General features: G+C 71.7%; 29 protein-coding genes. 14 read left to right on the top strand and 15 right to left on the bottom strand.

Features of this window, described 5'->3' with window-relative positions; all coding sequences use genetic code 11:
- Positions 1-32: 32 nt before the first annotated feature.
- Positions 33-1202, bottom strand: a complete 1170-nt coding sequence (gene tuf, locus AC07DF_RS16210; RefSeq protein ID WP_478971122.1) for an elongation factor Tu — start codon at positions 1200-1202, stop codon at positions 33-35.
- A 334-nt stretch (positions 1203-1536) separates the two neighbouring features.
- On the opposite strand from tuf, the gene AC07DF_RS16205 reads away from it, so the two are divergent.
- Positions 1537-2328 (top strand): TVP38/TMEM64 family protein, encoded by a 792-nt coding sequence (locus tag AC07DF_RS16205; RefSeq protein WP_478971120.1) that lies wholly within the window; start codon positions 1537-1539, stop codon positions 2326-2328.
- Between the two features lie 39 nt (positions 2329-2367).
- Here AC07DF_RS16205 and AC07DF_RS16200 read toward each other — a convergent pair whose 3' ends face one another.
- Positions 2368-3537 carry a thiolase family protein gene (locus tag AC07DF_RS16200; RefSeq protein ID WP_478971118.1) on the bottom strand — a complete coding sequence of 390 codons (1170 nt, stop codon included), beginning with the start codon at positions 3535-3537 and terminating at the stop codon, positions 2368-2370.
- 114 nt (positions 3538-3651) lie between these two features.
- Here AC07DF_RS16200 and AC07DF_RS16195 point away from each other — a divergent pair, with 114 nt between their 5' ends.
- The 5 genes from AC07DF_RS16195 (at position 3652) to lnt (ending at position 7651) form a co-directional block, all read left to right on the top strand.
- Positions 3652-4122 carry a winged helix-turn-helix transcriptional regulator gene (locus AC07DF_RS16195; RefSeq protein ID WP_478971116.1) on the top strand — a complete coding sequence of 157 codons (471 nt, stop codon included), beginning with the start codon at positions 3652-3654 and terminating at the stop codon, positions 4120-4122.
- A gap of 160 nt (positions 4123-4282) precedes the next feature.
- Complete coding sequence (locus tag AC07DF_RS16190) at positions 4283-5158, top strand: undecaprenyl-diphosphate phosphatase (protein WP_478971114.1); 876 nt, start codon at positions 4283-4285, stop codon at positions 5156-5158.
- A 97-nt stretch (positions 5159-5255) separates the two neighbouring features.
- Positions 5256-5435, top strand: a complete 180-nt coding sequence (locus AC07DF_RS16185; RefSeq protein WP_184599516.1) for a hypothetical protein — start codon at positions 5256-5258, stop codon at positions 5433-5435.
- 101 nt (positions 5436-5536) lie between these two features.
- Positions 5537-6007, top strand: coding sequence for a nuclear transport factor 2 family protein (locus AC07DF_RS16180; protein ID WP_478971112.1), 471 nt, complete (start codon positions 5537-5539; stop codon positions 6005-6007).
- A gap of 69 nt (positions 6008-6076) precedes the next feature.
- Entirely contained in the window at positions 6077-7651 is a 1575-nt protein-coding gene (gene lnt / locus AC07DF_RS16175; RefSeq protein WP_478971110.1) for an apolipoprotein N-acyltransferase, read from the top strand.
- Here the strand turns inward: lnt and AC07DF_RS16170 are convergent.
- Positions 7575-8480 (bottom strand): Gfo/Idh/MocA family protein, encoded by a 906-nt coding sequence (locus tag AC07DF_RS16170; RefSeq protein ID WP_478971108.1) that lies wholly within the window; start codon positions 8478-8480, stop codon positions 7575-7577. The two genes, lnt and AC07DF_RS16170, sit on opposite strands and share 77 nt — an antisense overlap.
- A gap of 13 nt (positions 8481-8493) precedes the next feature.
- Positions 8494-9678, bottom strand: a complete 1185-nt coding sequence (locus tag AC07DF_RS16165) for an FAD-dependent oxidoreductase (protein WP_478971107.1) — start codon at positions 9676-9678, stop codon at positions 8494-8496.
- Between the two features lie 85 nt (positions 9679-9763).
- Here AC07DF_RS16165 and AC07DF_RS16160 point away from each other — a divergent pair, with 85 nt between their 5' ends.
- The 3 genes from AC07DF_RS16160 to AC07DF_RS16150 all read left to right on the top strand — a co-directional run bounded on the left by AC07DF_RS16160 (position 9764) and on the right by AC07DF_RS16150 (position 11525).
- The gene (locus AC07DF_RS16160; protein ID WP_478971105.1) at positions 9764-10354 is read left to right on the top strand and encodes a TetR/AcrR family transcriptional regulator; all 591 of its coding nucleotides are present in this window, start codon (positions 9764-9766) and stop codon (positions 10352-10354) included.
- Between the two features lie 42 nt (positions 10355-10396).
- Positions 10397-10909, top strand: coding sequence for a DinB family protein (locus tag AC07DF_RS16155; protein ID WP_478971103.1), 513 nt, complete (start codon positions 10397-10399; stop codon positions 10907-10909).
- Positions 10910-11021: 112 nt separating this feature from the next.
- Positions 11022-11525, top strand: a complete 504-nt coding sequence (locus tag AC07DF_RS16150; RefSeq protein WP_478971102.1) for a hypothetical protein — start codon at positions 11022-11024, stop codon at positions 11523-11525.
- Positions 11526-11533: 8 nt separating this feature from the next.
- On the opposite strand, the gene AC07DF_RS16145 is transcribed toward AC07DF_RS16150, so the two are convergent.
- The 5 genes from AC07DF_RS16145 to fabG all read right to left on the bottom strand — a co-directional run bounded on the left by AC07DF_RS16145 (position 11534) and on the right by fabG (position 16248).
- Positions 11534-12031 carry a hypothetical protein gene (locus AC07DF_RS16145; protein ID WP_478971100.1) on the bottom strand — a complete coding sequence of 166 codons (498 nt, stop codon included), beginning with the start codon at positions 12029-12031 and terminating at the stop codon, positions 11534-11536.
- Positions 12032-12161: 130 nt separating this feature from the next.
- Entirely contained in the window at positions 12162-12845 is a 684-nt protein-coding gene (ung, locus tag AC07DF_RS16140) for a uracil-DNA glycosylase (RefSeq protein WP_478971098.1), read from the bottom strand.
- A 93-nt stretch (positions 12846-12938) separates the two neighbouring features.
- On the bottom strand, positions 12939-14525 hold the full coding sequence (locus AC07DF_RS16135; RefSeq protein ID WP_478971096.1) for an ABC transporter substrate-binding protein: 1587 nt from the start codon (positions 14523-14525) through the stop codon (positions 12939-12941).
- 190 nt (positions 14526-14715) lie between these two features.
- On the bottom strand, positions 14716-15474 hold the full coding sequence (locus AC07DF_RS16130) for an SDR family oxidoreductase (RefSeq protein WP_478971094.1): 759 nt from the start codon (positions 15472-15474) through the stop codon (positions 14716-14718).
- Between the two features lie 12 nt (positions 15475-15486).
- Complete coding sequence (gene fabG, locus AC07DF_RS16125; protein WP_382500130.1) at positions 15487-16248, bottom strand: 3-oxoacyl-ACP reductase FabG; 762 nt, start codon at positions 16246-16248, stop codon at positions 15487-15489.
- Between the two features lie 230 nt (positions 16249-16478).
- Between fabG and AC07DF_RS16120 the strand changes: the two genes are divergently transcribed.
- Positions 16479-16901 carry an excalibur calcium-binding protein gene (locus AC07DF_RS16120; protein WP_478971092.1) on the top strand — a complete coding sequence of 141 codons (423 nt, stop codon included), beginning with the start codon at positions 16479-16481 and terminating at the stop codon, positions 16899-16901.
- A gap of 24 nt (positions 16902-16925) precedes the next feature.
- Here the strand turns inward: AC07DF_RS16120 and AC07DF_RS16115 are convergent, their stop codons facing one another.
- Positions 16926-17339 carry a DUF3037 domain-containing protein gene (locus tag AC07DF_RS16115; RefSeq protein WP_478971090.1) on the bottom strand — a complete coding sequence of 138 codons (414 nt, stop codon included), beginning with the start codon at positions 17337-17339 and terminating at the stop codon, positions 16926-16928.
- Positions 17336-18091 (bottom strand): HipA family kinase, encoded by a 756-nt coding sequence (locus tag AC07DF_RS16110; protein ID WP_478971088.1) that lies wholly within the window; start codon positions 18089-18091, stop codon positions 17336-17338. The genes AC07DF_RS16115 and AC07DF_RS16110 overlap by 4 nt, the downstream gene beginning before the upstream one ends.
- 197 nt (positions 18092-18288) lie before the next feature.
- Here AC07DF_RS16110 and AC07DF_RS16105 point away from each other — a divergent pair, with 197 nt between their 5' ends.
- Positions 18289-18777 (top strand): Rieske (2Fe-2S) protein, encoded by a 489-nt coding sequence (locus AC07DF_RS16105; protein WP_478971086.1) that lies wholly within the window; start codon positions 18289-18291, stop codon positions 18775-18777.
- Here AC07DF_RS16105 and AC07DF_RS16100 read toward each other — a convergent pair.
- Positions 18764-19414, bottom strand: coding sequence for a cysteine hydrolase family protein (locus tag AC07DF_RS16100; RefSeq protein WP_478971084.1), 651 nt, complete (start codon positions 19412-19414; stop codon positions 18764-18766). The two genes, AC07DF_RS16105 and AC07DF_RS16100, sit on opposite strands and share 14 nt — an antisense overlap.
- Positions 19415-19551: 137 nt before the next feature.
- On the opposite strand from AC07DF_RS16100, the gene AC07DF_RS16095 reads away from it, so the two are divergent.
- Positions 19552-20022: a pyridoxamine 5'-phosphate oxidase family protein gene (locus AC07DF_RS16095; RefSeq protein ID WP_215122756.1), complete on the top strand. Its 471-nt coding sequence runs from the start codon at positions 19552-19554 to the stop codon at positions 20020-20022.
- Between the two features lie 23 nt (positions 20023-20045).
- Here the strand turns inward: AC07DF_RS16095 and AC07DF_RS16090 are convergent, their stop codons facing one another.
- A complete protein-coding gene (locus AC07DF_RS16090; RefSeq protein WP_478971081.1) occupies positions 20046-20948 on the bottom strand; it encodes a LysR family transcriptional regulator in 903 nt (300 codons plus the stop codon).
- A gap of 75 nt (positions 20949-21023) precedes the next feature.
- On the opposite strand from AC07DF_RS16090, the gene AC07DF_RS16085 reads away from it, so the two are divergent.
- On the top strand, positions 21024-21983 hold the full coding sequence (locus tag AC07DF_RS16085) for a DMT family transporter (RefSeq protein WP_478972684.1): 960 nt from the start codon (positions 21024-21026) through the stop codon (positions 21981-21983).
- Here AC07DF_RS16085 and AC07DF_RS16080 read toward each other — a convergent pair.
- Positions 21974-23317, bottom strand: a complete 1344-nt coding sequence (locus tag AC07DF_RS16080; RefSeq protein WP_478971079.1) for an aminotransferase class I/II-fold pyridoxal phosphate-dependent enzyme — start codon at positions 23315-23317, stop codon at positions 21974-21976. The two genes, AC07DF_RS16085 and AC07DF_RS16080, sit on opposite strands and share 10 nt — an antisense overlap.
- A gap of 36 nt (positions 23318-23353) precedes the next feature.
- Here AC07DF_RS16080 and AC07DF_RS16075 point away from each other — a divergent pair, with 36 nt between their 5' ends.
- Positions 23354-24040, top strand: a complete 687-nt coding sequence (locus AC07DF_RS16075; RefSeq protein WP_478971077.1) for a pyridoxamine 5'-phosphate oxidase family protein — start codon at positions 23354-23356, stop codon at positions 24038-24040.
- Between the two features lie 54 nt (positions 24041-24094).
- Here the strand turns inward: AC07DF_RS16075 and AC07DF_RS16070 are convergent, their stop codons facing one another.
- Positions 24095-25036, bottom strand: a complete 942-nt coding sequence (locus tag AC07DF_RS16070; RefSeq protein WP_478971075.1) for a DMT family transporter — start codon at positions 25034-25036, stop codon at positions 24095-24097.
- Between the last annotated feature and the right edge of the window lie 98 nt (positions 25037-25134).

Raw genomic sequence — 25134 nt, 5'->3', positions numbered from 1 at the left:
AGCCACAGCCGGCCCGCAGTCCCCCACCAGCCTCAACCCACCACGGTCACGGTCCCCGCCCCGACAGTCCTGCCACCCTCACGAATGGCAAATCCGAGCCCCGCCTCCAACGGCACCTCCCGCCCCAGCTCCACCGTCATGACAACCGTGTCACCGGGCCGCGCGACAGCGACCTCACCGAGGTCGACGTCCCCCACGACATCCGCCGTGCGGATATAGAACTGCGGCCGGTACCCACTGGAAACCGCGGTCGTACGCCCGCCCTCCCGCGCGGACAGCACATACACCTGCGCGGTGAAGCGTCGGCTGGGCACCACACTCCCCGGCGCGGCGACCACATGCCCCCGCCGGACGACATCCCGCGCCACTCCGCGCAGCAGCAACGCCACGCTGTCCCCGGCCTGCGCCTCCTCCATCGGCCTGCCGAAGGTCTCAAGCCCCGTGACCACCGTCTCGACCGAGGCCCCGAGCACCTCGACCCGGTCCCCGACCCGCACCGTGCCCCGCTCCACCGCACCGGTCACCACGGTCCCCCGCCCGGTGATGGTCAGCACGTTCTCCACGGACAGCAGGAACGGCGCGTCCAGATACCGCTCCGGCATCGGCACATAAGTGTCGACCGCGTCGAGCAGCGCCTCGACGGACGCCGTCCAGCGCGGGTCCCCCGCCAGCGCCTTCAGGCCCGAGACGCGTACGACGGGTACGGAGTCACCGCCGTAGCCGTGCGCGGTGAGCAGGTCGCGCACCTCCAGCTCGACCAGGTCGGTCAGCTCCTCGTCCCCCGCGTCGGCCTTGTTGAGGGCGACGACGATGTGGTCGACGCCCACCTGCCGGGCGAGCAGTACGTGTTCGGCGGTCTGCGGCATGATCCCGTCGAGCGCGGAGACGACGAGGATCGCCCCGTCGAGCTGCGCGGCACCGGTGACCATGTTCTTGACGTAGTCGGCATGGCCCGGCATGTCGACGTGCGCGTAGTGCCGTGTGTCGGTCTCGTACTCCACGTGCGCGATGTTGATGGTGATGCCGCGGGCCGCCTCCTCGGGCGCCCGGTCGATCCGGTCGAAGGGCACGAACGCGCCGCTGCCGCGGTCGGCGAGGACCTTGGTGATGGCGGCGGTCAGGGTGGTCTTGCCGTGGTCGACATGACCCATCGTGCCGATGTTGAGATGCGGTTTCGTACGGACGTAGGCCGTCTTGGACATGGCTGTACCTCGAAGCGTCTAGTCATGAAGTGGGACCCCGAGGACCTGCCCGACCCTCCCCTTGCGGGGTCCGACCGGACGAACCGGAGAGGGTCAGCTTCGGGCGCCGTCTGCAACGGCTGTGGGAGCTACGACGGCAGCCTTCGGCGCATCCGTGACCACGGATGTCGCGAGGGTGAAGGTCTGCCGGAACATGACGTCGATCCTTGCCGACGCTTTACCGCACGTCGAATGGTTTTCGGGGGGCCGCACGCAAGAAAGCGTTCAACTGCCTGTGACGCTCGTGAGACGAACCATACGGCGATCACACACATGTGTCGGTTAGTGTCGCCGGATGCCCGATGCCACCACCCGCTCTGGGGGCACCGCCACGGCCTCTCCCCGGGCCAGCACCGCGGAGCTCGCCGTCGCCGCTTCCCCGGCAGCGACCGCCTCGCCCGTCGTACCGACCCATTTCGCCGCTCGCTGCACGAGAGTGCTGCTCTCCCCGTGGTCGCGGCTGTCCCTGCTCGTCGCCCTGCTCGCCGGAGGCGCCTGCGCGGTGCTGCTGTTCGAGCCGCAGCGGCTGCTGACGGAGGGCTGGCCACCACAGCTCGGCGGAGCCGCGGCGGCGGTGGTGTTCGCGGTGGCGTACGGCGTGTGCACGGTGGCGTTCGTGCCGAGGCCGCTGCTGAACCTCGCGGCGGGAGCGCTGTTCGGTTCCCAGCTGGGCACCGGCACCGCTCTGGCGGGCACGGTGCTGGGTGCCGGCATCGCCTTCTGCCTGGGACGGGCGCTGGGCCAGGACGCCCTGCGGCCGTTGCTGCGCGGGCGCTGGCTGAAGGCCGTGGACGGCCAGCTCAGCCGGCACGGCTTCCGCTCGATGCTGGCGGTGCGGCTGTTCCCCGGTGTGCCGTTCTGGGCCGCGAACTACTGCGCCTCCTTCTCCCGTATGGGCCTGCTGCCGTTCCTGCTGGCGACGGGCCTCGGCTCGATCCCGAACACCGCCGCGTACGTCGTCGCCGGAGCCCGCGCCTCCACGCCGACGTCGCCCGCCTTCCTGATCGCCCTGGCGTGCATCGCCGTGCCCGCGCTGGTGGGCGTGGTGGTGGCGTGGCGCAAGCGGCACCAGCTGCGCCAGCTCTGACGAACCGTTGGGCCGGGTGTGACCGGGGCGCGGCCCCGGTCACACCCGTTCGAGCACCATGGCGTTGGCGAGCCCGCCCGCCTCGCACATCGTCTGAAGCCCGTACCGGGCGCCCCGTTCCCGCATCGCGTGCACGAGCGTCGTCGTCAGACGGGTCCCGCTCGCGCCGAGGGGATGACCGAGCGCGATGGCGCCGCCGTGCACATTGACCCGGGCGAGGTCGGCGCCGGTCTCCTGCTGCCAGGCCAGTACGACGGCGGCGAACGCCTCGTTGACCTCGAACAGGTCGATGTCGTCGAGGGTCAGTGACGCCTTGCGCAGCACCTTCTCGGTCGCCGGCACGACGCCGGTCAGCATCAGCAGCGGGTCGGAGCCGGTGACGGCGAAGCTGTGCAGCCGGGCCAGCGGGCGCAGACCGAGCCGGGCGGCCGTCTCGCTCGACGTGATGAGCACCGCCGATGCGCCGTCGTTGACCGGGCTGGCGTTGCCCGCCGTGACGTTCCACTCGATCTGCGGGAAGCGTTCGGCGAAACCGGGGTCGTAGTAGGCGGGCTTGAGCCCGGCGAGGATCTCGGTGGTGCTGCCGGGCCGTACGCACTCGTCGCGCGTGATGCCCTCCAGCGGCGCGGTCTCGGCGTCGAAGAGCCCGTTCTCCCAGGCCGCGGCTGCCTTCCGATGGGAGGAGACCGCGAAGGCGTCCATCCGCTCGCGCCCGAGCGACCACTTGGCGGCGATCAGCTCGGCGCTGACGCCCTGCGGGACGAGCCCTTCGGGGTACCGCTCGGCCACGCCCGGGCCGAAGGGATCCTTGCCGGCGGGCACGTTCGACCACATCGGCACCCGGCTCATCGACTCGACCCCGCAGGCCACGACGAGGTCGTAGGCGCCCGAGAGCACGCCCTGCGCCGCGAAGTGCACGGCCTGCTGCGAGGAGCCGCACTGGCGGTCCACGGTGGTCGCGGGCACCGACTCCGGGAAGCCCGCCGAGAGGACGGCGTAGCGGGTGGTGTTCATGGCCTGCTCGCCGACCTGGTCGACGGTGCCGCCGATGACGTCGTCGATCAGCGCCGGGTCGACGCCGGACCGCCCGACGAGGGTGCGCAGGGTATGGGCGAGCAGTTCCACGGGGTGGACGTGCGCGAGGGCACCGTTCTCCTTGCCCTTGCCGATCGGGGTGCGTACGGCTTCGACGATGACTGCGTCACGCATGGTGCGGGCCTCCATGGCTGCCGGGAACCATCAGGGTCTACCAGTGAGTAGGAAATCCGAACTCACCGTAGCCCGGTGAGTTGGAAAAACCAACCCTCTTCTAGACTGAGCTTCATGGCCGCCAGCAAAGACCCGCGCCCCTGCTCCATCGCCGACACCCTCGCGCTCGTGGGCGAGAAGTACTCCCTGCTCGTACTGCGGGAGGTGTGCCTCGGCAACGGCCGTTTCGACCAGCTGGTGCGCAACATCGGCGCCCCGCGCGACATCCTCGCCACGCGGCTGCGCCGCCTCGTCGACGCCGGGATCCTGACCAAGCAGCCCTACAGCGAGCGCCCGCAGCGCTTCGAGTACCGGCCCACTCAGGCCGGACTGGAGCTGGAGCCCGTACTGGTGACCCTCATGGCGTGGGGCGACCGCCATCTGCGGACGGACGGCGACCGCCCGATGATCCTCGAGCACTCCTGCGGCCGGGCACTCGCCCCGGCCGTCACCTGCCGGGCCTGCGGGGACGAGGTGCGCCATGAGGACCTCACGGCCCGCCCCCAGACGCCCGGCTGGACGGTGACCGGCCCGACGGCGGCCTGATCCGGCCTCCCTGCGGACCGCCTTCCAAACCCCTGTGTCCCAGGGGTCATCCGGGGACGCTACGCTTCCCCCTCGGCACACCTGATCGCACCGTCATCTCATACGGCGGCCCGGTGCGCCCGTCGTCCGTCCCACATCGGCACTTGGACTCCGCTACCTCATGTCTTGGTTCGAATCACTCATCCTCGGACTCGTCCAGGGGCTGACCGAGTTCCTCCCCGTCTCCTCCAGCGCGCATCTGCGGCTGACCGCGGCCTTCTCGGGCTGGGAGGACCCGGGCGCGGCCTTCACCGCGATCACCCAGATCGGCACGGAAGCCGCCGTGCTGATCTACTTCCGCAAGGACATCGGACGGATCCTGTCCGCGTGGACGCGCTCGCTGACCAACAAGGCGCTGCGCAGTGACCCCGACGCCCGGATGGGCTGGCTCGTCATCGTCGGCTCGATCCCGATCGGCGTGCTGGGCGTGACGCTGAAGGACCAGATCGAGGGCCCGTTCCGCGATCTGCGGATCACCGCGACAATGCTGATCGGCATGGGCATCGTCCTGGGCGTCGCCGACCGGCTCGCCGCCCGGGACGAGAAGAGCGGCCGCCACCGCGCGCCCAAGCAGCGCAAGGCCCTGGAGGACCTGGGCGTCCGGGACGGACTGATCTACGGCGCCTGCCAGGCCATGGCCCTGATCCCGGGCGTCTCCCGCTCCGGCGCCACCATCAGCGGCGGCCTCTTCATGGGCTACACGCGCGAGGCCGCGGCCCGCTACTCCTTCCTGCTCGCCATCCCGGCGGTGCTCGCCTCCGGCTTGTTCGAGCTCAAGGACGCGACGGAGGGCGGCCATGTCTCGTGGGGGCCGACGGTCTTCGCGACGATCATCGCCTTCGCGGTCGGCTACGCCGTGATCGCGTGGTTCATGAAGTTCATTACGACCAAGAGCTTCATGCCGTTCGTCTACTACCGCATCGCCCTCGGCATCCTCATCATCGTCCTGGTGTCGATGGGCGCGCTGAGCCCGCACGCGGCCGAGTCCGCCGGCTGAGCCGCCGCCCTGTGAGCCGCGTCTCGTGACCAACCGCATAGGGCTTCCGTAGCCGTCCGGTAGCGGGCTGTCAGTGGGTGCCCCTAGGCTTGCCCGCATGTCCCCCGATTTCTCGACCCCTGGTTCCGTGCGGTCCGCCGCCGAGGTCAACGAGGAGATCCGTGCGCTCTGGCGGCGCACGGGCGGCAAGCTGTCCGCCGAGGAGCGCGCCGAGTACGAGTTCCTGGTCGTCGAGTGGGCGGCCGCGATCCGCGGCGAGGTCGTCGAAGCGGCCTGACCGCCCCCGGCCTCGTCTCGCCTGTCCTCGCCTGCCCTCCTCAACCACCCCTTTGCGTCACACCTCTTGGCTCCACACCCTCGATGCCCAACACTGAGCCGATGACGCAGCGCGTGGAGCTCGCTACCGTGAGGGACCGGCTGGCCGTCGACGGGCTGATCACCGACTACGCGGTGGCGGTCGACGACGGCGACTGGGAGGCGTACCGGGGCCTGTTCGCCCCGGAGGGGCGGGCGGACTACCGCTCGGCCGGCGGCATCGAGGGGGAGGCCACGGCGGTCGCCGCCTGGCTCGCCGAGAGCATGCGGCTGTTCACCATGCGGCAGCACCTGATCGTCAACCGGCGGGTGCGCTTCGGCATCTGGGAACAGGACACCGGCGACACGGCCCAGGTCCAGGCCGACTACGTCAACCCCATGGCCACCGCGGGCCCGGCACCCGACTTCGTGTGCGGTGGCCGGTACGCCTTCGCCCTGCTGCGCACGGACGACGGCTGGCGGCTGAGCGCGGTGGTCGTCCAGGAGAAGTGGCGGCGCCTTCCCGAGCGGCAGAAGACACCTGTGATCAACTGACCCGGCGTCCTCTGTCCTAGATCGTCCGCAGGGCGCACACTGGAGGCACCCGCGGGGTAGGAGGCGCCTATGAAGACGCTCAGCCACTGGCTCGCCTCCCCGTGGCGGCGCTCGGCCGCCGCCGTGATCGCGGGCGCCCTTCCCGTACTCGCCTACCCCGCCCCGTCCCTGTGGTGGTGCGCCTGGGTCGCCCTGGTCCCGTGGCTCCTGCTGCTGCGCAGCGCGCCGACCGGGAAGCGCGCGGCGTTCGACGGCTGGTGCGGCGGCTTCGGCTTCATGCTGGCGATGCACCACTGGCTGCTGCCCTTCCTGCACGTCTTCACGTTCGTCATCGCCGCGCTGCTCGGCGCCCTGTGGGCTCTGTGGGGCCGGCTCGCACACCGGCTGCTGGCGGGCGCGCCCTCGCGGCGGCGGATCGCGGTCGCGCTCCTCGTCCTGCCGTCCGGCTGGCTGGCCATCGAGCTGGTCCGCTCCTGGCAGGGTCTCGGCGGCCCCTGGGGCATGCTCGGCTCCAGCCAGTGGCAGGTGGAACCGGCTCTACGGCTCGCCTCGGTCGGCGGCGTGTGGCTGCTGAGCTTCCTGATCGTCGCCGTCAACGTCGCCGTCGCCGTCCTGGTGGCGATCCGCCGGGCCCGGGTGCCCGCCGTGGCCGGACTCGTCGCCACGGCCGCCGCCACCTCGGCGGCCTGGGCCTTCTCGCCCCGCCCGGACGTCGACGGCGAGGTCAGGATCGCCGTGGTCCAGCCGGGCGTCATCGACGGCGGCAAGAGCGCGGACCGCCGTTTCGACCGGGAGGAACAGCTCACCCGCCGACTCGCCGGGCAGGACGTCGACCTGATCGTCTGGGGCGAGAGCAGCGTCGGCTTCGATCTCGGGGACCGGCCCGACCTCGCCCGGCGGCTCGCGGCGCTGTCCCGCGCGACGGACGCCGGCATCCTGGTCAACGTGGACGCCCAGCGCTCCGACAGGCCCGGCATCTACAAGAGCTCGATCCTGGTCGGCCCGGACGGCCTGACCGGCGAGCGCTACGACAAGATGCGGCTCGTGCCGTTCGGCGAGTACGTCCCAGCCCGCTCCCTGCTCGGCTGGGCCACCTCCGTCGGCAAGGCGGCGGGCGAGGACCGCAGGCGCGGCTCCCAGCCGGTCGTGATGAACGTGGGGAACGGACTGCGGGCCGGCCCGATGGTGTGCTTCGAGACCGCCTTCCCCGACATGACCCGCCACCTCACCCGGGAAGGCACCGATGTGCTGGTCGGCCAGTCGTCGACGTCCACCTTCCAGCGGAGCTGGGCGCCCGAGCAGCACGCCTCACTGGCCGCGCTGCGCGCCGCCGAGACCGGCCGACCGATGGTCCACGCGACGCTGACGGGTGTCTCGGCCGTCTACGGTCCGAGCGGACAGCGGATCGGGCCGTGGCTCGGGACGGACGCCTCCACCGCGCAGGTCTACGAGCTCCCCCTCGCCCACGGCACGACGCCGTACGTCCGCATCGGCGACTGGACGGTGCACGCGGCGCTGCTGATCCTCGCCGCCTGGGCCGCCGGCGAGGGCGTACGCATCCTGCGGCTCAGGGGGTCCGGTCCTGAACCGCGCGTACGACCCGCTCGCACAGTTCATGGGTCTCCAGCGCGTCCCGGGCGCTGAGCACCTTGCCCGCGCGGACCGCCTCCAGGAACGCCAGCACCGCCTGCTCGATCCCGCGCTGCCGGGCCACCGGCACCCAGTCCCCGCGCCGCCTGACGGTCGGCTGCCCCTTGTGGTCGACCACCTCGGCGAGGTTGATCACCTGCCGCTTGGTGTCCTGTCCGGACACCTCGAGGATCTCCTCGGCCGACCCGCTGAGCCGGTTCATCACGCCCAGCGCGGTGAAGCCGTCCCCGGCGAGCTGGAGCACGAGGTGGTGCAGCAGCCCGTCCTGGACGCGGGCGCGCACGGTCACGTCGTCGATCTCGCCGGGCGCCAGGAACCGGAGGGTGTCGACGACGTGGATGAAGTCGTCGAGGACCATCGTGCGCGGTTCCTCCGGCAGCCCGATGCGGTTCTTCTGCATCAGGATCAGCTCGCGCGGATGGTCGGCGCACTGCGCGTAGCCGGGGGCGTAGCGCCGGTTGAACCCGACGGCGAGGCTCACGTCCCGCTCCTCGGCGAGCGCCACCAGCCGCGCGGAGTCGCCGAGTTCGTAGGCCAGCGGCTTGTCGACGTACGTCGGTACGCCCGCTTCCAGCAGCCGCGTCACGATCTCCGGGTGGACGAGCGTGGGCGCGTGCACGAAGGCGGCGTCGAGACCCTGGTCCAGGAGGGAGTCGAGGGTGGTGTGCCGCCGCTCCCGCGGGACGTGGAGGCCGTCGGCGACCCGGTCGAGCGTGGCGGGCGTACGGGTCTGCAGGTGCAGTTCGATCCCGGACCGGAAGGCGAGGACCGGGAGGTAGGCCTTCTGCGCGATGTCGCCGAGTCCGATGCAGCCGACCTTCACGGGATGATCTCCTCTAACGGTTTCCTGCCTGGGTCTGCTCGGAAGCATACGGCGGCCCGGGAGGCCGCCAGTCGGCGATGCCGTCGAAGCCGCGCAGGAACAGGGCTGGTCCGGCCTTCGACAGCGCGGCCACGGCCGTATCGCGTACTGCGATCCCGGCGCGGCTGGTCATGAGGTTGAGGCGGGCCACCTTCACGGCCTTCCGTGCGACGGCGGTCGTACGGGGCAGCCGGGCCGCGGTGTAGGCGGGGAGGTCGTCGCAGTGGTGGGCCAGGACGACCGCGTCCTCGATGGCCTGATTGCCGCCCTGGCCGAGGGTCGGGGGCATGGCGTGCGCGGCGTCGCCGACGAGGGCGACCCGGCCGCGGTGGTGGGCGGGCAGGGACTCGGCGATGTGGTGGACGTCGTGGCGCAGGACGTCGTCGGGACGGGCGGCGGCGAGCACGGCGGGAATCGGGTCGTGCCAGTCGCCGAAGCGGCGGAGCAGCTCGGCCTTCTCGTCGTCGGGCGCGTGTCCGCCGGCGGGTGCCACGGCGGCGGCGTAGGCGTAGACGCGGCCGTCCTTGAGCGGGTGCGTGCCCCAGATGCGGCCCCTCCCCCAGGTCTCGTGCGAGGCGAACTCGGCACCGGGGACGGGGATCACGACCCGCCAGGTGGTGAACCCCGAGTACACCGTCCCCGGGTGTCCGGGAAAGAGCGCCCGGCGTACGGCGGACCGGACGCCGTCGGCGCCCACCACCAGGTCGGCCTCCAGCTCTCCGTCCGCGGTGACGACCCGGGCGGGCCGGCCGGTGTCGCCGCTGTCGGCCAGGGTCGCTGAGGCGGCCGTACGGACGGCGTCGCGCGGGAGCTGTGCGGCCAGGTGCTCGACGAGGGTGGCGCGGTGCAGCAGCACGAGCGGGCCGCCGAAGCGCTCGGCGGCGGCGTCGGCGGAGGAGCGCGAGAGCCAGCGCCCGGACGGTGTGCGCAGCCCGCCGTCCCCCGCCCAGGCGGCGAGGCCGCGGATCTCGTCGCCGAGGCCGATGACGTCCAGCGCGCGCAGGGAGTTGGGAGCGAGGGAGATGGCGGCGCCGGCCGGCTCCAGCGAGCGGGCCCGCTCCAGCACCGTGACACGCCAGCCGCGACGGTGCAGCGCGGCCGCCGCGGTCAGACCTCCGATACCACCGCCGATCACGACGGCCCGCCTCGCCTGTGCCATGGCTCCTCCTCGAAACCGCGTCGACTACACCTGTAGTGCATTGTCGACCTTACTACAGCTGTAGTGAGACGGGTAGCGTGAGCCCATGTCCGTACACACCCCCGGCCCTTCCCGCGCCGACCTCGTCGCCGACACCGCCCTCGCCCTGCTCGCCGAGCGCGGGATGCGGGGCCTCACGCACCGGGCGGTCGACGAGACGGCCGGACTCCCCCAGGGCTCGACGTCGAACCTCGCTCGGACCCGGCAGGCCCTGCTGGAACTGGCGGTGCGGCGCCTGGCCGACCGCGAGGCCCGGGTGCTGGCACTGCACGAGATGCCGGACCCGCGGTCCGGGACCGACTCCCTCGCGAACGCCCTGGCCCTGGCGACCCACCGTGCCCTGACGGGCAACCGCGCCCTCACGCTCGCCCGCTACGAACTGGCCCTGGAGGCGACCCGCCGCCCCGAACTGCGGGCCTACTTCGACGCGACGGGCGCCCGCTTCCGTGACCAGCTCACCGCCCTGGTCACGGGGATGGGCTCGACGGACCCGGCCCGGCACACGCTGTCGCTGATCGCCTGGGCGGACGGGCTGATGTTCAGCTGCGTCGCGGGCTCGTTCGGGCCCGGGTCACCGAGCCTGGAGGAGGTACGGACCGGGCTGCGGGAGCTGCTCGCGGGGATGCTGGACGGCTGAAAACGCCTGGGCAGTCCGGGCGAGTGGGGAAAGGATGCGGACATGACCATCGAGCGCACCGAACCCGCCACCGACGCCGCCGAACGCGCCATGCTGGAAGGCTGGCTCGACTACCACCGGCAGACCCTCGCCTGGAAGTGCGAAGGCCTGAGCGACGAGCAGCTCAGGACGGCCTCCGTAGAGCCCTCCGTACTGTCCCTGATGGGGCTGGTGCGGCACATGGCGGATGTGGAGCGGGGCTGGTTCCGCAAGGTGCTGACGAACGAGGACGCGCCGCCGATCTACTACAGCGACGAGGACCGGGACGGCGAGTTCCACCTGACCGAGGCCGACACCTATCAGGAGGCGTACGCCACCTGGCAGGCCGAGATCGAGACCGCCCGGCGCAACGCCGCCCGCTTCGCCCTGGACGGCATCTCCGAGGGCAAGCACCGCCGCACCGGCGAACGGTTCAACCTGCGGTGGATCTACACCCACATGATCGAGGAGTACGCGCGGCACAACGGCCACGCCGACCTGATCCGCGAGCGCCTCGACGGCTCGACCGGCGACTGACGTCACCCACGACCCGCCGGCGACCTCCGTACGGGGCGGGACATCACCCGTGCGGGGCATCCTCCGTCCGTCCGCTGTCCCACCAGGGGCCGGACGCACCAGAGTTGCGCGGGTGCATCGAACGACGACCACAGCGACGCTCCTGGTGACCGTGGCGGTCTCGGCCCTCTCGGGCTGTGTGACGGTCCAGGATCCCCCCGTTCCCGGCCCCCCGGCGGCACCGTCCCGGCCGCCGGCGCCACGGCCCGAGGAGCAGGTCGTGCAGGCCCCGGCCCGGGAGGCCCTGGAACTCATCGAGGGGTCCCGCCGTCCGGAGCCGACCGCGTCCGTGTCCCGGCCGGCCACGCCCCCGGCGGTCTCACCGGAGCGGGGGCAGCCGCCGTCCGGCACCCGGGAGGCCCGCCCCCGCCCCGCCCGCCCGGAACGCCGGGCACCCGCCCCGCGCAGCCCGCAGCGGCCACCCGCCGGCCTTCCCGACGTCTCGGAGTCGGTACGGCAGGACGTCCACCAGAACGTCCCGAAGAACGCGGACGTGTGCGCGCTCGGCAGGCGCTACGGCGGGTGGCGGGCGGACAGCCCCGAGGCGACCATCTGCCGTGACACGTACCGGCGTTGACGGCTCCCTCAGGGCCGCTGCCTCGGCGGCGTCCACGTCCCGCCGCCTTCTCCCAGCCGGGATTCCAGCCGTTCGATGGCGGCCCGCACGCCCTCGCCGTACCTGTCGTCGGCGAGGGCGACGGCGGCTCTCCTGGCCCGCCGCAGATGCGTGCGGGCCGCGTCGCACTGGCCGAGCTTGAGGTAGTCGTCGGCCAGGTTCAGGTGGAGGGAGGGGTAGAACGCGCGCACCGCCTCGCCCGAGGCGAGCCCGTCCTCGCAGATCTCCTCCGCGGCGGTCAACGCGCGCAGGTCCCAGGCCAGTTCGTCCCCGGGGTCGTCCTGTGTGTCGGCCAGGTAGTGCGCGAGGGTGCAGCGGTGCAGCGGGTCGCCGTGCTCCCCGATCTCCGCCCACAGGTCCAGGAACCGGTGCCGGGCCTCCTCCCGGTCCCCCGCGTGGTGCAGCATGACGACCTGCCCGATCCGCGTAGCCACGGTGTCCGGCGCCGTCTGCTCCTGTCGCTCCATCGCCACACCCTCCGCGCACTCGCCGGCTGATCTTCCGACGCTAACCGGAGAGGGAGGCGATCCGGCTCAGGCCGGTCCGTACGCACGGGGTCTTCCGGGAGGAAGACCCCCGCTGTGCGCCGCCCCGGCCTCAGCCCAGGTTCGGAATCGTCCAGTCGATCGGCTCGTGCCCCTGCGCCGCCACCGCCTCGTCGATCTGCGTGAACGGACGCGAGCCGAAGAACTTCTTCGCCGACAGCGGCGACGGGTGAGCGCCCTTGACCACCACGTGCCGCGACTCGTCGATCAGCGGGAGCTTCTTCTGCGCGTAGTTCCCCCACAGCACGAACACCGCCGGGTCGGGCCGCCCGGCGACCGCGCGGATCACCGCGTCGGTGAACCTCTCCCAGCCCCGGCCCTTGTGCGAGTTGGCCTCGCCGGCCCGGACCGTGAGCACCGCGTTGAGCAGCAGGACGCCCTGCTCGGCCCACGGCATCAGATAGCCGTTGTCCGGGATCGGCGCGCCCAGCTCCTCGTGCATCTCCTTGTAGATGTTCCGCAGGGAGGGCGGGGTGCGCACACCGGGCCGGACCGAGAAGCACAGCCCGTGCCCCTGGCCCTCGCCGTGGTACGGGTCCTGACCGAGGATCAGGACCTTCACCTTCTCGTACGGCGTGGCGTCCAGCGCGGCGAAGACCTCCTCGCGCGGCGGATACACCGGACCCTTCGCCCGCTCCTCCTCGACGAACTCCGTCAGCTCCTTGAAATAGGGCTGCTGCAGTTCGTCGCCCAGAACCCCGCGCCAGGACTCGGGCAGCATGGCGGTGTCGGTCACGTCAACGTCCTCACGATGTGCGGTCACTTCCAGGCCTCAGAACCTACAGGCGACCGCTGACAACGTGCCCGCGAAAGCCCGCCGCCGACCCGTCTACCAGGCGGTCTTGCGGTGCAGCTCCCACAGCATCATGATCGTCGACGGGTCCAGGGCGCGCTCCGCGCCCGAGACGTCCCGGCTCGCGGCCACGTACTGCCTGCCCTGCCACAGCGGCAGCAGCCGCGCGTCGTCCACCAGGATCCGCTGGGCCTCCTCGAACTCCTTCTCCACGTTCGCGCGGTCGCTCTCCCGGCGCGACCGGGGCAGCAGGTCGCCGGTGATCTCGGGGGCCGGGTAGGGCGTACCGAGGGCGTTCTGCTCGCCGACGAACGGCGCGATGAAGTTCTCGGCGTCCGGGAAGTCGGGGAACCAGCCACGCCCGAACACCGGGTACTCGCCCTTCTGGTAGCCCTCGACGTAGGTCTTCCAGGGGCGGCTCTTCAGGCTGATCGTGAAGAGGCCGGAGGCCTCGAGCTGGCGCTTGAGCTCCTTGAACTCCTCGGCGGTCTCGGAGCCGTAGCGGTCGCTCGTGTACCAGAAGGTGAGCGGGACCCGCTGGTTGATGCCGGCGCCGTTGAGGATCCCGCGGGCCTTGTCGACGTCGGGGTCGCCGTAGTCGTCGAAGAAGCCCGTGGTGTGGCCCGTGAGGCCCTTGGGGACCATGGAGTACAGCGGGTCGACGGTGTCCTTGTAGACCTTGTGGGTGATCGCCGCCCGGTCGACGACCTGCGCGATGGCCTGGCGCACGGGCTTGCGCTTGGCCCAGGAGTCCTTCGGGTTGAACACCAGGTAGTTGATGTCCGTGCCCGAGCCCTCGACGAGCTGGATCTCCTCCTCGTTGGAGGTCTTGCTCTGGAGGTCGACGACGTCGCCGGCGGCCAGACCGCGGTAGGTCACGTCGATCTGCTCGTCGCGCAGGGCCTTGACCATGGCGCCCGAGTCCTGGAAGTAGCGGATGGTCACCGCGTCGTTCCGGCGCTCCGCGTAGCCCTTGTAGCCGTCGTTGCGGACGAGGACGGCTTCCTTGCCGTCGCTGTACGAGTCGAGCGTGTAGGGCCCGGATCCGATGGCGTCGCCGCCCTTGCGCAGGGAGTTCTCCGGATAGGCCTGCGGGGAGACGATCGACATGGCGGGGGTGGCGAGCACGAACGGGAAGGTGGCGTCGGGCTTGTTGAGGTGGAAGATCACCTCACGATCGTTCGGCGCCTGGACCCGCTCGAGGCTGCCCAGCAGACCGGCGGGGCCGCCGTTGACGTTGATCTTGCGGATCCGGTCGAAGGAGTACTTGACCGCCTGGGCGTCCAGCGCGTCGCCGTTGGAGAACTTCAGGCCCTCGCGCAGCTCGCAGCGGTACACCTGGTTCGAGGAGTCGCTGAAGCCGCACTGCTCGGCGGCGTCCGGCTGGGGCTCGCTCGCGCCCGTCGGATAGCTCAGCAGCGTCTGGTAGATGTTGCGGAAGAGCTCCCAGGAGCTGTCCCACGACGCTGCGGGATCGAGCGTGCTGGGCGCACTGGTGGTGCCCACGACGATCGGCCCCTCGTCCTCCGGGGTGTCGGACGACAACACGCCACACCCGGCGAGAAGGGACGATATGGACGCGATGGCCGCCACCTGCCGCAGGCATCGGTTCCGGTTGAACACGCGCACGCTCCTCGATCTGCCATACCAAGGGTCGGCAGACCATACCGCAGTGCCCGGCCCGCTGGCCCTCCCCGGTACATGACTCCTTGATCGATAAACCTTTGACGACGTTGTCATCGCCCTTTGCGAGGGTTTTACGTCGGCACGGGCGCCGCTCGTGTCCACGGGCGCCCGTGCCGAGGCTCGTACGTCAGCCCGTGCCGGCGTTGAGGAAGATGCCGCCGTCCACGACGAGCGTCTGGCCAGTGACCCAGTCGGACTGGCCGGAGGTGAGGAACGCGGCAGCGCCGCCGATGTCGGAGGGCACGCCGAGCCGGCCGAGCGGGTAGGCCGCGGCGGCCTCCTCCTCCCGGCCCTCGTACAGGGCCTTCGCGAACTTGGTCTTCACCACGGCCGGGGCGATCGCGTTGACCCGCACCTTGGGCGCGTACTCGTGCGCGAGCTGCACCGTCAGGTTGATCATCGCCGCCTTGCTGATGCCGTAGGCGCCGATGAACGGCGAGGGCGAGAGGCCGGCGACCGAGGCGATGTTGACGATGGCGCCGCCGTTGTCCTTCTGCCAGGCGTGCCAGGTCTTCTGGGCGAAGCCGAGCGCGGAGACCACGTTGGTCTCGAAGACCTTGCGCGCGACGTCCAGGTCGAGATCGGCGATCGGCCCGAACACCGGGTTGGTGCCGGCGTTGTTGACCAGGAAGTCGACGCGGCCGAAGGCCTCCATCGTGCGCTCGACGGCGACGGCCTGGTGGGCCTCGTCGTGCGCCTTGCCCGCGGCGTAGATCGCGCGGTCGGCGCCGAGCTGCTCGACGGCCTCCTTGAGGGAGTCCTCGTTGCGGCCGGTGAGGCACACGCGGTCGCCGCGCGCGACGAGCGCCTCGGCGACGCCGTAGCCGATGCCACGGCTGCCGCCCGTGACCAGGGCGACCTTGCCGGAGAGTTCCACGGAAGTCATGTCTGTCGTCCTCTAGTCGAGCGGTCCGCCGGCCACGTACAGCACCTGGCCGGAGACAAATCCGGCCGCCTCGCCCGTGAAGAAGGCGATGGCGTTCGCGATGTCGTCCGGCTCACCGACCCGCGCGACCGGGATCTGGGTGGCGGCGGCGGCCTTGAAGTCCTCGAAGCCCATGCCGACGCGGTCGGCGGTGGCCTTGGTCATCTCGGTGGCGATGAAGCCGGGGGCGACGGCGTTGGCGGTCACGCCGAACTTGCCGAGCTCCTTGGCGAGGGTCTTGGTGAAGCCCTGCAGACCCGCCTTGGCCGCGGAGTAGTTCACCTGGCCGCGGTTGCCGAGCGCGGAGGACGAGGACAGGTTGACGATCCGGCCGAAGCCGGCGTCCACCATGTGCTTCTGACATGCCTTGGACATCAGGAAGGCGCCGCGCAGGTGCACGTTCATGACGGTGTCCCAGTCGGAGACGCTCATCTTGAACAGCAGGTTGTCGCGCAGCACGCCCGCGTTGTTGACCAGGATCGTCGGCGCGCCGAGCTCCGCGGCGACACGGGCGATCGCGGCCTCGACCTGGGCCTCGTCGGAGACGTCGGCGCCGACCGCGATGGCCTTGCCACCGGCGGCGGTGATCTTCTCGACGGTGTCCTTGCAGGCGGCCTCGTCGAGGTCGATCACGGCGACCGCACGGCCCTCGGCGGCCAGTCGTACGGCGGTGGCGGCGCCGATACCGCGCGCGGCACCGGTGACTACCGCGACCCGCTGCTCAGTGGTGGACATGGCTGCTTCTCCTCAGGTGAGCGACCGCTTAGTACCTTCAGTGGGTGTGACGCTAGAAGCCCTGGCACGCGGTGTCAACGGCCAGGCGGGGCATGTGATCCATTACCCGAGCCCACCCGGCCCGGTGGCACGCCCCCGGACACCCGATCGGCCTACGGCTGCGCGCCGCCGCGGTCCTCGGACCCTAGCGTCGAAGCACAAACCACTCGTGGCCGGAAGGGAGGCGCTTCATGCTCCGTCGCACCGGTGCCATAGGCGCGCTGTTCGCGATCGCCGCGATCGTGCCCTTGGCCGACACCGCACACGCCCGGCAGGACCTGGACTGCCGCGACTTCTCCTTCCAGGAGGACGCGCAGGCCGTCTTCGACACCGATCCGAGCGATCCCAGCAGACTCGACGAGGACCAGGGCCCGGACGACGGCATCGCGTGTGAGGCATTGCCCCGCCGTGGTGTCATCTCCCCGGCCACCTCCGCCGCCCCGTCCGCTCCCGTGACCACTGCGCCCACCACCGCCCCGTCCCAGGGTGTACGCGGCGGACTCGGGGGCGCGGTGGCCTCAGGGCCGAGCGCCTGGGACCTCGGCATCGGTCTCACCTTTACGGCGGGCGCCGCGCTCTCGGCCGGTTACCTGGTGAAACGCCGCTGGTACTGACAGCCGGGCGGGGCGTGTGATCCCTTACCTGACCAGCAAGTCCAGCAAACGCTCCGTCTCCGCAGCCGGATCCGTGGTCAGCCCGGTGTGCACGGGACCGGGCTGGACGATCGTCGAGCGGGGGGCGATGAGCCAGCGGAAACGGCGGCCCGGCTCGTCCGTCGCGGCCTGGCCGGCCGCGGGGCCGCCGGCGCAGATGCCCTCCACGGCGCGCAGCGCGGCCCGGACGCCGGCCACGTCCGCCTGGGGGTCGAGCGCCAGCAGCCGTGCCTCGTCGAGGTGGGTGCGCGCGCCGATGTAGGACTCGGCACGGCAGTAGACGAGAACCCCGGCGTTGATGCACTCGCCGCGCTCGACGCGCGGGAAGACGCGCAGGACGGCGTACTCGTAGATCTGGCGGTCCCGTGTACCGCCCCTGATGATGTGCCGGTCGCTCACTTGGTCCCCTGGATGCGGTCGTGGATGACGGCGGCCCGCGCGAGCAGCGGCCGCGCGTAGGCCTGCCTGAGATCGTCCGGCGTGTCGAAGCCGGGCTCGCCGGCCAGCCAGGCGTCCGGGATCCGCGCGGTGACATCGGCGAGCAGGTCCTCGGTGACCAGGGGAGCCAACTCGGCCGCGGCGGCGGTGACATCGGGCGCGAAGGGCGCCAGCGCGTGGTCGGAGGCGTCGTAGGGGCGGGCCGCCGAGGCCTGCGCGCCGGGCCAGTTGTGGTGCCAGATCATGGTCGCGCCGTGGTCGACGAGCCACACCTCGCCCCGCCACATCAGCAGGTTGGGGTTGCGCCAGGACCGGTCGACGTTGTTGACCAGCGCGTCGAACCAGACGATCCGCCCGGCCTCCTCGGGGCTCACCCGGAACGCGAGCGGGTCGAAGCCGAGCGCGCCGGAGAGGAAGTCCATGCCGAGGTTGGTGCCGCCGCTGGACCTGAGCAGGTTCTGCACCTCCTGGTCGGGCTCGCCCAGCCCCAACTCCGGGTCGAGTTCGACCGTGACCAGGCGCGGCACCCGCAGCCCCAGCCGGCGGGCGAGCTCCCCGCAGACCACCTCGGCGACGAGCGTCTTGCGGCCCTGCCCGGCGCCGCTGAACTTCAGGACGTACATCCCCTGGTCGTCGGCCTCGACGAGTCCCGGCAGCGAACCGCCCTCGCGCAGCGGCGCGATGAAACGGGTCGCGATCACTTCCTTGAGCATCGCCCCAGGTTACTGACGCGGACGGCGGCGCAGGCGACGGCCTGGCGGCGGCGGGCCCGGAACCCGACAGCGAACCGACAGCTCCGCTTTACCCATGCCCTTCCGCGAACGAGTCAGGATCTCGGCATTGTCTGAACAGCCGGTCCTCAAGGGCCGTACCTCTCCGCAGATCACGAATCCCCGGAAGGAACGTCAGCATGACCAGCGAATCAGTTCAGCCGATGTCCGGACCGAGCCGCCGTGCTGTTGTGGCGGCAGCTGGCGCGGCGGGGCTCACCGTCGCGCTGACGGCGTGCGGCTCGGACGACAAGGCGTCCGACTCGTCGACCGAACAGGGTGCCGGCGGGGGCGGCGCGACGAACGAGGGCGGCGGCTCGTCCCCCGAGGCGGGGGCCGGTGGCGCGGCACTCGCGAAGACCGCCGACATCCCGGAGGGAAGCGGCAAGATCTTCAAGGACGAGAAGGTCGTGGTCTCCCAGCCGGCCGCGGGCGACTACAAGGCCTTCTCGACGATCTGCACCCACCAGAACTGTCCGATGGTGGACCTCAAGGACGACATCATCTCCTGCACCTGCCACGGCAGCCAGTTCTCCGTCCTCGACGGCAGTGTGAAGAAGGGACCCGCCGTCAAGCCGCTGGAGGCGAAGCAGGTGACCGTGAACGGCGACTCCATCACGCTCGCCTGACCTCACGCGCACGCTTCAGACACGTCAGCACCTCGTCCGTGGTCGCGACCGTGGCGACCAACGCGAGGGTGTGGCGGATCATCGCGGGGGTGTAGTCGGACGGCACTCCCGCGATGGCGTCCGTCGGGACCACGGCGGTGTAGCCGCGGTTCACGGCGTCGAACACGGCGTTGGGCACGGCCACGTTGGCCGATACGCCGGTGACGATCAGGGTGCGGCAGCCGAGGTTGCGCAGCAGGGGGTCGACATCGGTGCCCTGGAGGGGCGACAGCCCGTGCAGGCGCCGTACGACGAGGTCCTCTCCGGCGACCTCGATCGGGGCGGCTACCCGCACCGCCGGCGTGCCGGTCAGCTGCTGGACGGGCAGGCGTGCGGCGGCCCGGAAGAGGCGGGCGTTGCGGTTGGCGCCGCGTCCATCGGGGCGGCGCTCGGCGACGGCGTGGACGACCTGGACGCCGCCTTCGTGGGCGGCGGCCACCAGGCGGGCGACATTGGCGAGCACACCGCCGGAGCGGGCCTCGGCGGCGAGTTCGGGCAGTGCGCTGTCCGTTCCGACGACGCCCTCCTGGCACTCGACGGTGAGCAGCACGGTGGTCCGCGGATCGAGGAGTTCGCTGAGTTCTTCGTACGAGGGCACGGTTCCCCCTGGGCGCCGGCGGCGGGTCGGGCGAGCGTAGCCACCGTTGCTAACGGACGGAAGAGCACTCATTCTTTTCTGACGTGATGTCAGAGGATCTCCTCTGACACGACGTGAGAAGAAGAAAGAGGGGGAGCATGACCGTCACGCAGCAGCGCAGGGGCCGGAAGATCATGATGACGCCCGGCGAGCTGGACGATTTCCTCACCACGCAGCGCACCTGCCGGGTCGCCACGATCTCGGCCGACGGCGCTCCGCACGTGAGCACACTGTGGTTCGCCTGGGACGGCGCCTCGATGTGGCTTTACTCCGTCGTCCGCAGCAAGCGGTGGACCGACCTGAGGCGCGACCCCCGGGTGGCGATCGTGGTGGACACCGGTGAGGAGTACGACGAGCTGCGCGGCGCCGAGCTGTCGGGCGCCGTCGAGTTCGTGGGCGAGATACCGCGCACCGGGGAGCTGCGCGCCGAACTCGACGTCCCCGAGACGCTGTTCGCCCGGAAGAACTTCGGCCTGGAGGAGATGCCGCACGACGGCCGGCACGCCTGGGTGCGTCTGACACCGCAGAAGATCGTCTCCTGGGACTTCCGCAAGCTCGGGCCCGCCTGAGGGGCGCGGTAGCCCGCACGGACTCAGGCGACGCTCTCCCCCGCCACCCGCAGGGCCTTGACCGCCGCCCGGATCGACGGGCGGCGGTCGGCGTCCGCACGCCAGACGACGTACACATGCCGCCGGACCCGCTGCCTGACCGGGACGGTCACGACCCCGTCGGGCACCGGGTGGCGGCCGAGCAGCGGGGCGATGCACACCCCGAGGCCGGCGGCGACCAGCCCGAGCTGTGTGTGGGTCTCGGCGGCGCGATGGCCGACGATCGGCTCGATGCCCTTCGAGCGGAGCGTGAACATCAGCCACTCGTGGCAGAACTCGCCCTCGCCCCAGGTGATCCACTCGTCTTCGGCGAACTCGGCGAGGTCCACCTCGTCCCGCCCCGCGAGCCGGTGGGCTACCGGCATGGCGACATCCGCGGGGTCGTCCAGGATCGGCGCCTTGACCAGGCCGTCGGGCAGCGCCATCGGCTTGTTGTACCAGTCGAGCACCACGGCGAGGTCGAGGTCGCCGCGCACGACTCCGGCGATGCCGCGCTCCGGTTCAAGCTCACAGGAGCGCAACCGGAGCGCGGGATGCCGCTCGCGCAGCGCGGACAGCGCGCGCGGGAACAGACCGCGGGCGGCCGTCGGGAACGCCGACAGCCTGAGCTCGCCGACGACCTCCCCACGCTGCGCCTCCAGGTCGGACCGGGCGAGTTCGACCTGGGACAGGATGCGCGCGGCGTGCTCGGCGAGCAGCCGGCCCGCGTCGGTGAGACGTACGCCCCGGCCGTTCTTGGCGAGGAGTTGCCGGCCGACCTCCCGCTCCAGCTTGGACATCTGCTGGGAGACGGCCGAGGTCGTGATGTGCAGGCCGGCGGCCGCGCCGCTGACCGAGCCGTGCCGCGCGAGGGCGTCGAGGGTGCGCAGGCGCTCCAGGTTCAACATATAAGCGATGCTACGCAATATCGCGTGCGAAATCTCGATTGTGCTACGAGGTTACGCTCCAGCATCGTGGCTGCCATGACCACCGTCACCACCACACCCGGCCGGTCCGCCACGGCCTCGCCCGGCCGACCGCGGTGCCGTCTGGACTGGCGTCTCCGCTTCGCCGCGCTGTCCTTGATCTGGGGCTTCAGCTTCCTGCTCATCAAGGTGGGCACCCAGGGGTACGCGCCGTTCCAGGTCACACTGGGCCGGCTGGTGTTCGGTACGGCGGTGCTGGCCGCCGCGATGGCGGTGCGCCGCGAGCGGCTGCCGCGCGGGGCGCGCACCTGGGGGCATCTGGCGGTCGCCGCGTTCCTGCTCAACGCCCTGCCGTTCTCGCTGTTCGCGTACGCCGAGCTGACCATCCCGTCCACCCTGGCAGGCATCTGCAACGCGACCTCCCCGCTGTGGGGCATGGCGCTGTCCCTGGTCGCCCTCTCGGAGGACCGCCCGACCCGGGTGCGGGTCGCGGGACTCGGGCTGGGCTTCCTGGGGGTGCTCACGGTGCTGGGTGCCTGGCAGGGCTTCCAGGGCCTGGACACCACCGGCACGGCACTGGCGCTGCTGGCCTCCCTCAGCTACCCGATCGGCTGGATCCACGTCCGCCGCACCCTGGCCGGGACGAGCCACTCGCACCTGTCGATGACCGGCGCACAGCTGCTGCTCGCGACGGTCCAACTGGCCGTCGTCACCCCGCTGTTCACCACCCTGCCCAGCGCTGTGCCCCTCGTGCCGCTGCTGGCGATCGCGGCCCTGGGCGCCCTGGGCACGGGCCTCGCCGTGCTCCTCCAGTACGGCCTGGTCGCGGAGGTCGGCCCGACGACGGCCCAGATGGTCACCTACTTCATCCCGGTCATCGCCACGGCCGCGGGCGTCGCACTCCTCGGCGAGTCGCTCACCTGGTCGACACCGGTCGGCGCGGTGATCGTCCTGACGGGAGCGGCCCTCACGCAGGTCCGGCCGAAGCCCCGGACACGGCCGGGGCCTCAGACGTAACTCCGCGCGGGGGCCGGGCCGAGGGCCGAGGCGATGGCGTCGGCCAGCGTCTCGATCTCGCTGTCCTTCCCGTCCTCGGCGATGGTCGAGACGGTGATCCGGATGCCGGGCGGTGCGCTCATCCGGAAGCGGGCGCCCGGGGCGACCGCCCAGCCGGCGTGCTGCAGCCGGGCGACGGCTCCGGTCTCGTCCGGCACGGGCACCCACACATTCATTCCGCTGCGCCCGTGTGCCGTGACACCACGTCGGCCGAGCGCTGCGATGAGCGCGTCCCGGCGCCGCCCGTACGACGCCGCCACCGCGCGCGTGTCCACCGCCCCGTCGGCCCACAGCCGCACCAGCGCCCGCTGCGTCAGCCGGCTCACCCAGCCCGGCCCGAGGCGCTGCCGGCCACGGACCCGGTCGACGGTGACCGCGTCGCCGGTGAGCAGGGCGAGGCGCAGGTCGGGGCCGTAGGCCTTGGCGGCCGAGCGCACGAAGGCCCAGTGCCGGGTGACGCCGGCCAGGGGGTGGAGGGGGAGGTCGACGATGCCGTGGCCGTGGTCGTCCTCGATCAGCAGGGTCTCCGGGTGCTCCCGGAGCACGGACCGCAGGGCACGCGCGCGCGTGGCGCTCACCGCGGCGCCGGTCGGGTTCTGCGCCCGGTCCGTGACGATCAGGCCTCGCGCCCCGGCCTCCAGCGCCCGGCGCACGTCCTCGGCGTACGGTCCGTCGTCGTCGACGCCGACGGGGACGGTCCTGAGCCCGAGCGCCGGTACGAGGTCGAGGGTGCGGCCCCAGCCGGGGTCCTCGACGGCGACGGTGTCGCCGGGTTTGAGGTGGGCCGCCAGCACGCGTTCGACGCCGTCGAGTGCCCCGGAGACCACCGCGAGCGGCCCGTCCGGCACCCCGTCGGCGTCGAGACCGGCCCGCGCGATCCGGGCCAGCTCCGGCTCCACGGCAAACTCTCCATAGAGCACGGGCGCACGGTCGGCCTCGGCGGCCGCCGCCGCGAACGCGGCCGCGAGCGGCGGGAGCAACGCCGGGTCCGGATTGCCGGCCGCCACATCACGCACACCTTCGGGGACGTCCACCCTGATCTGGTCCCGCCCGGTCGTGGCCGGCGCCGGCCGCACGCGGCTGCCACGCCGGCCCGCGGTCTCGATGACCCCGCGCTCACGCAGGGTCCGGTAAGCGGCCGCGACCGTATTGGGATTCACCCCCAATCGCTCAGCCAACTCCCGCATGGGCGGCAGCAGTTGGCCCGGCCGCAGCTCACCGGTCCCCACCGCCCGCTCGACGCTCGCGGAAATGTCCGCTGCACGGCGCCCGCTGATCGGATACTCTCCTAGCACAAAGCAGATTATGCACTAGTGCAATGGAGAATGCCAATGCAGGGGACCGCCCGGACGCCGTCGCAGCCCGCCACCGCCTACGCCCCGACCGACCGCACCGTCCCCACGCGCTCCCCGGACCGGGCCTCGTACGACAGGGAACTGGTGCACTCGATACTCGACGAGGCCTACGTCTGCCACCTCGGGTTCGTCCGGGACGGCGCGCCGGTCGTGCTGCCCACGTTGTTCGCCCGGGCCGGCGAGCGGCTCTACGTGCACGGCTCGACGGGCTCGCGCCCGCTGCGGGCCGCCGGTCAGGCAGACCCGGGCCTCCCGGTCTGCCTGACCGTCACGCACGTCGACGGACTGGTCCTGGCCCGCTCGGCCTTCCACCACTCGATCAACTACCGCTCCGTGGTGGTGCACGGCGTCGCCCACGACGTGACGGACCCCGAGGAGAAGCGGCAGGCCCTGGACGCGCTGGTCGACCACGTCGTGCCGGGCCGCGCCGCGGACTCCCGCCCGGCCAACAAGAAGGAACTGGCCGCCACCGCCGTGCTCCGCCTGGACCTGGCCGAGGTCTCCGCCAAGCTCCGCACGGGCGGAGTGAACGACGAACCGGAGGACCTCGACCTCCCGCACTGGGCCGGAGTGGTCCCGGTCGCGAAGACCTACGGCACACCGATCCCCGACCCGGGCTTGGCGCCGGGCACAGAGCTTCCTGACTACCTGAAGGGCAACTGACCCTCGGGGGCGCGGGGAACTGCGCGATCAACCACGCACACCCCGCAGCCGCCATCACACAAGCACTGCCCGCTCCTTGGGCGTCCGCGCCTCCCCTACCGCGAGCCCCGACACGGAGCCCAACAACAGCAGGGTTCCAGCCACTGTCGCGACCGTGAGCCGCTCCCCGAGCAACACAACGGCCAGCACCGCCGCACTCACCGGCTCGAGCAACATGATCACCGAGACGGTGGCCGACCGCACCACTGCCGCCCCGGCGAAGTAGAGGCCGTAGGCGAGGGCCGTGGGCACGGCGGCGACGTACACCAGCAGCACCAGAAGCCGCCCGGGCTCCTCCGTGTGCGGCAGCAGCCCTTCCGCCCAGGCGAACGGCAGCAGACACAGGCTCGTGACGGCGAAGGCCCCGACGGTCGTGCGGGACGCGTCGGCCTCGCCGTCGCGTCCCCACCGGCGGGTGAGCAGCGTCATCGCGCTGTACCCGGCCGCGGACAGCAGCGCGAGCAGCACACCCCGCGGACGTACGGCCGTGCCTCCGCCGCCGAGGACGAGGACCGCGAGCCCCGCCAGGGCACCCGCGACGGCGACGGTTCCGCCCCGGCCCAGGCGTTCGGCCAGGGTCAGCCGGGCGCCGAGCGTGATGAGCACGGGACCGGAGCCGAGGGTGACGACGGTGGCGACGGCTAGGCCGGTGGCCGAGACGGCCGCGAAGTAGGCCGTCTGGAAGACCGCGAGCCCGAGCCCGGTGACCCCGGCCCGTAGCGCCCAACGGCCGAACGGCTCGCGTACGGCTTTCCTGGGGCGCGGCCGCAGGAGGCGGACGGCGAGCAGCAGCACCAGACCGGCCGCGCAGCGCCAGAAGGAGAGGGCGACGGGCCCCATGTCACTGGCCCGGTAGACCAGGGAGGCGGCCGCGCCCGCGGTGCCCCAGGCGACACCGGCGACGATCAGATAGAGGAGGCCTCGCCCGATGGGCAGGCCAAAGTCAGTGTTCGACACGTGTTCTCTCCGCAGACGCGCACGGCGCGCCACGCGGAACGAGCGGCGGCGGGTGCGCGGAAGTTCGGGAAGGACCCCGGATCAGCGAGGGTCCTCTG

Source organism: Streptomyces sp. NPDC044719, from assembly GCF_056433405.1.
The sequence above is the reverse complement of the archived record's forward strand: the minus strand, read 5'-3'. Positions and strand labels throughout refer to the sequence as shown.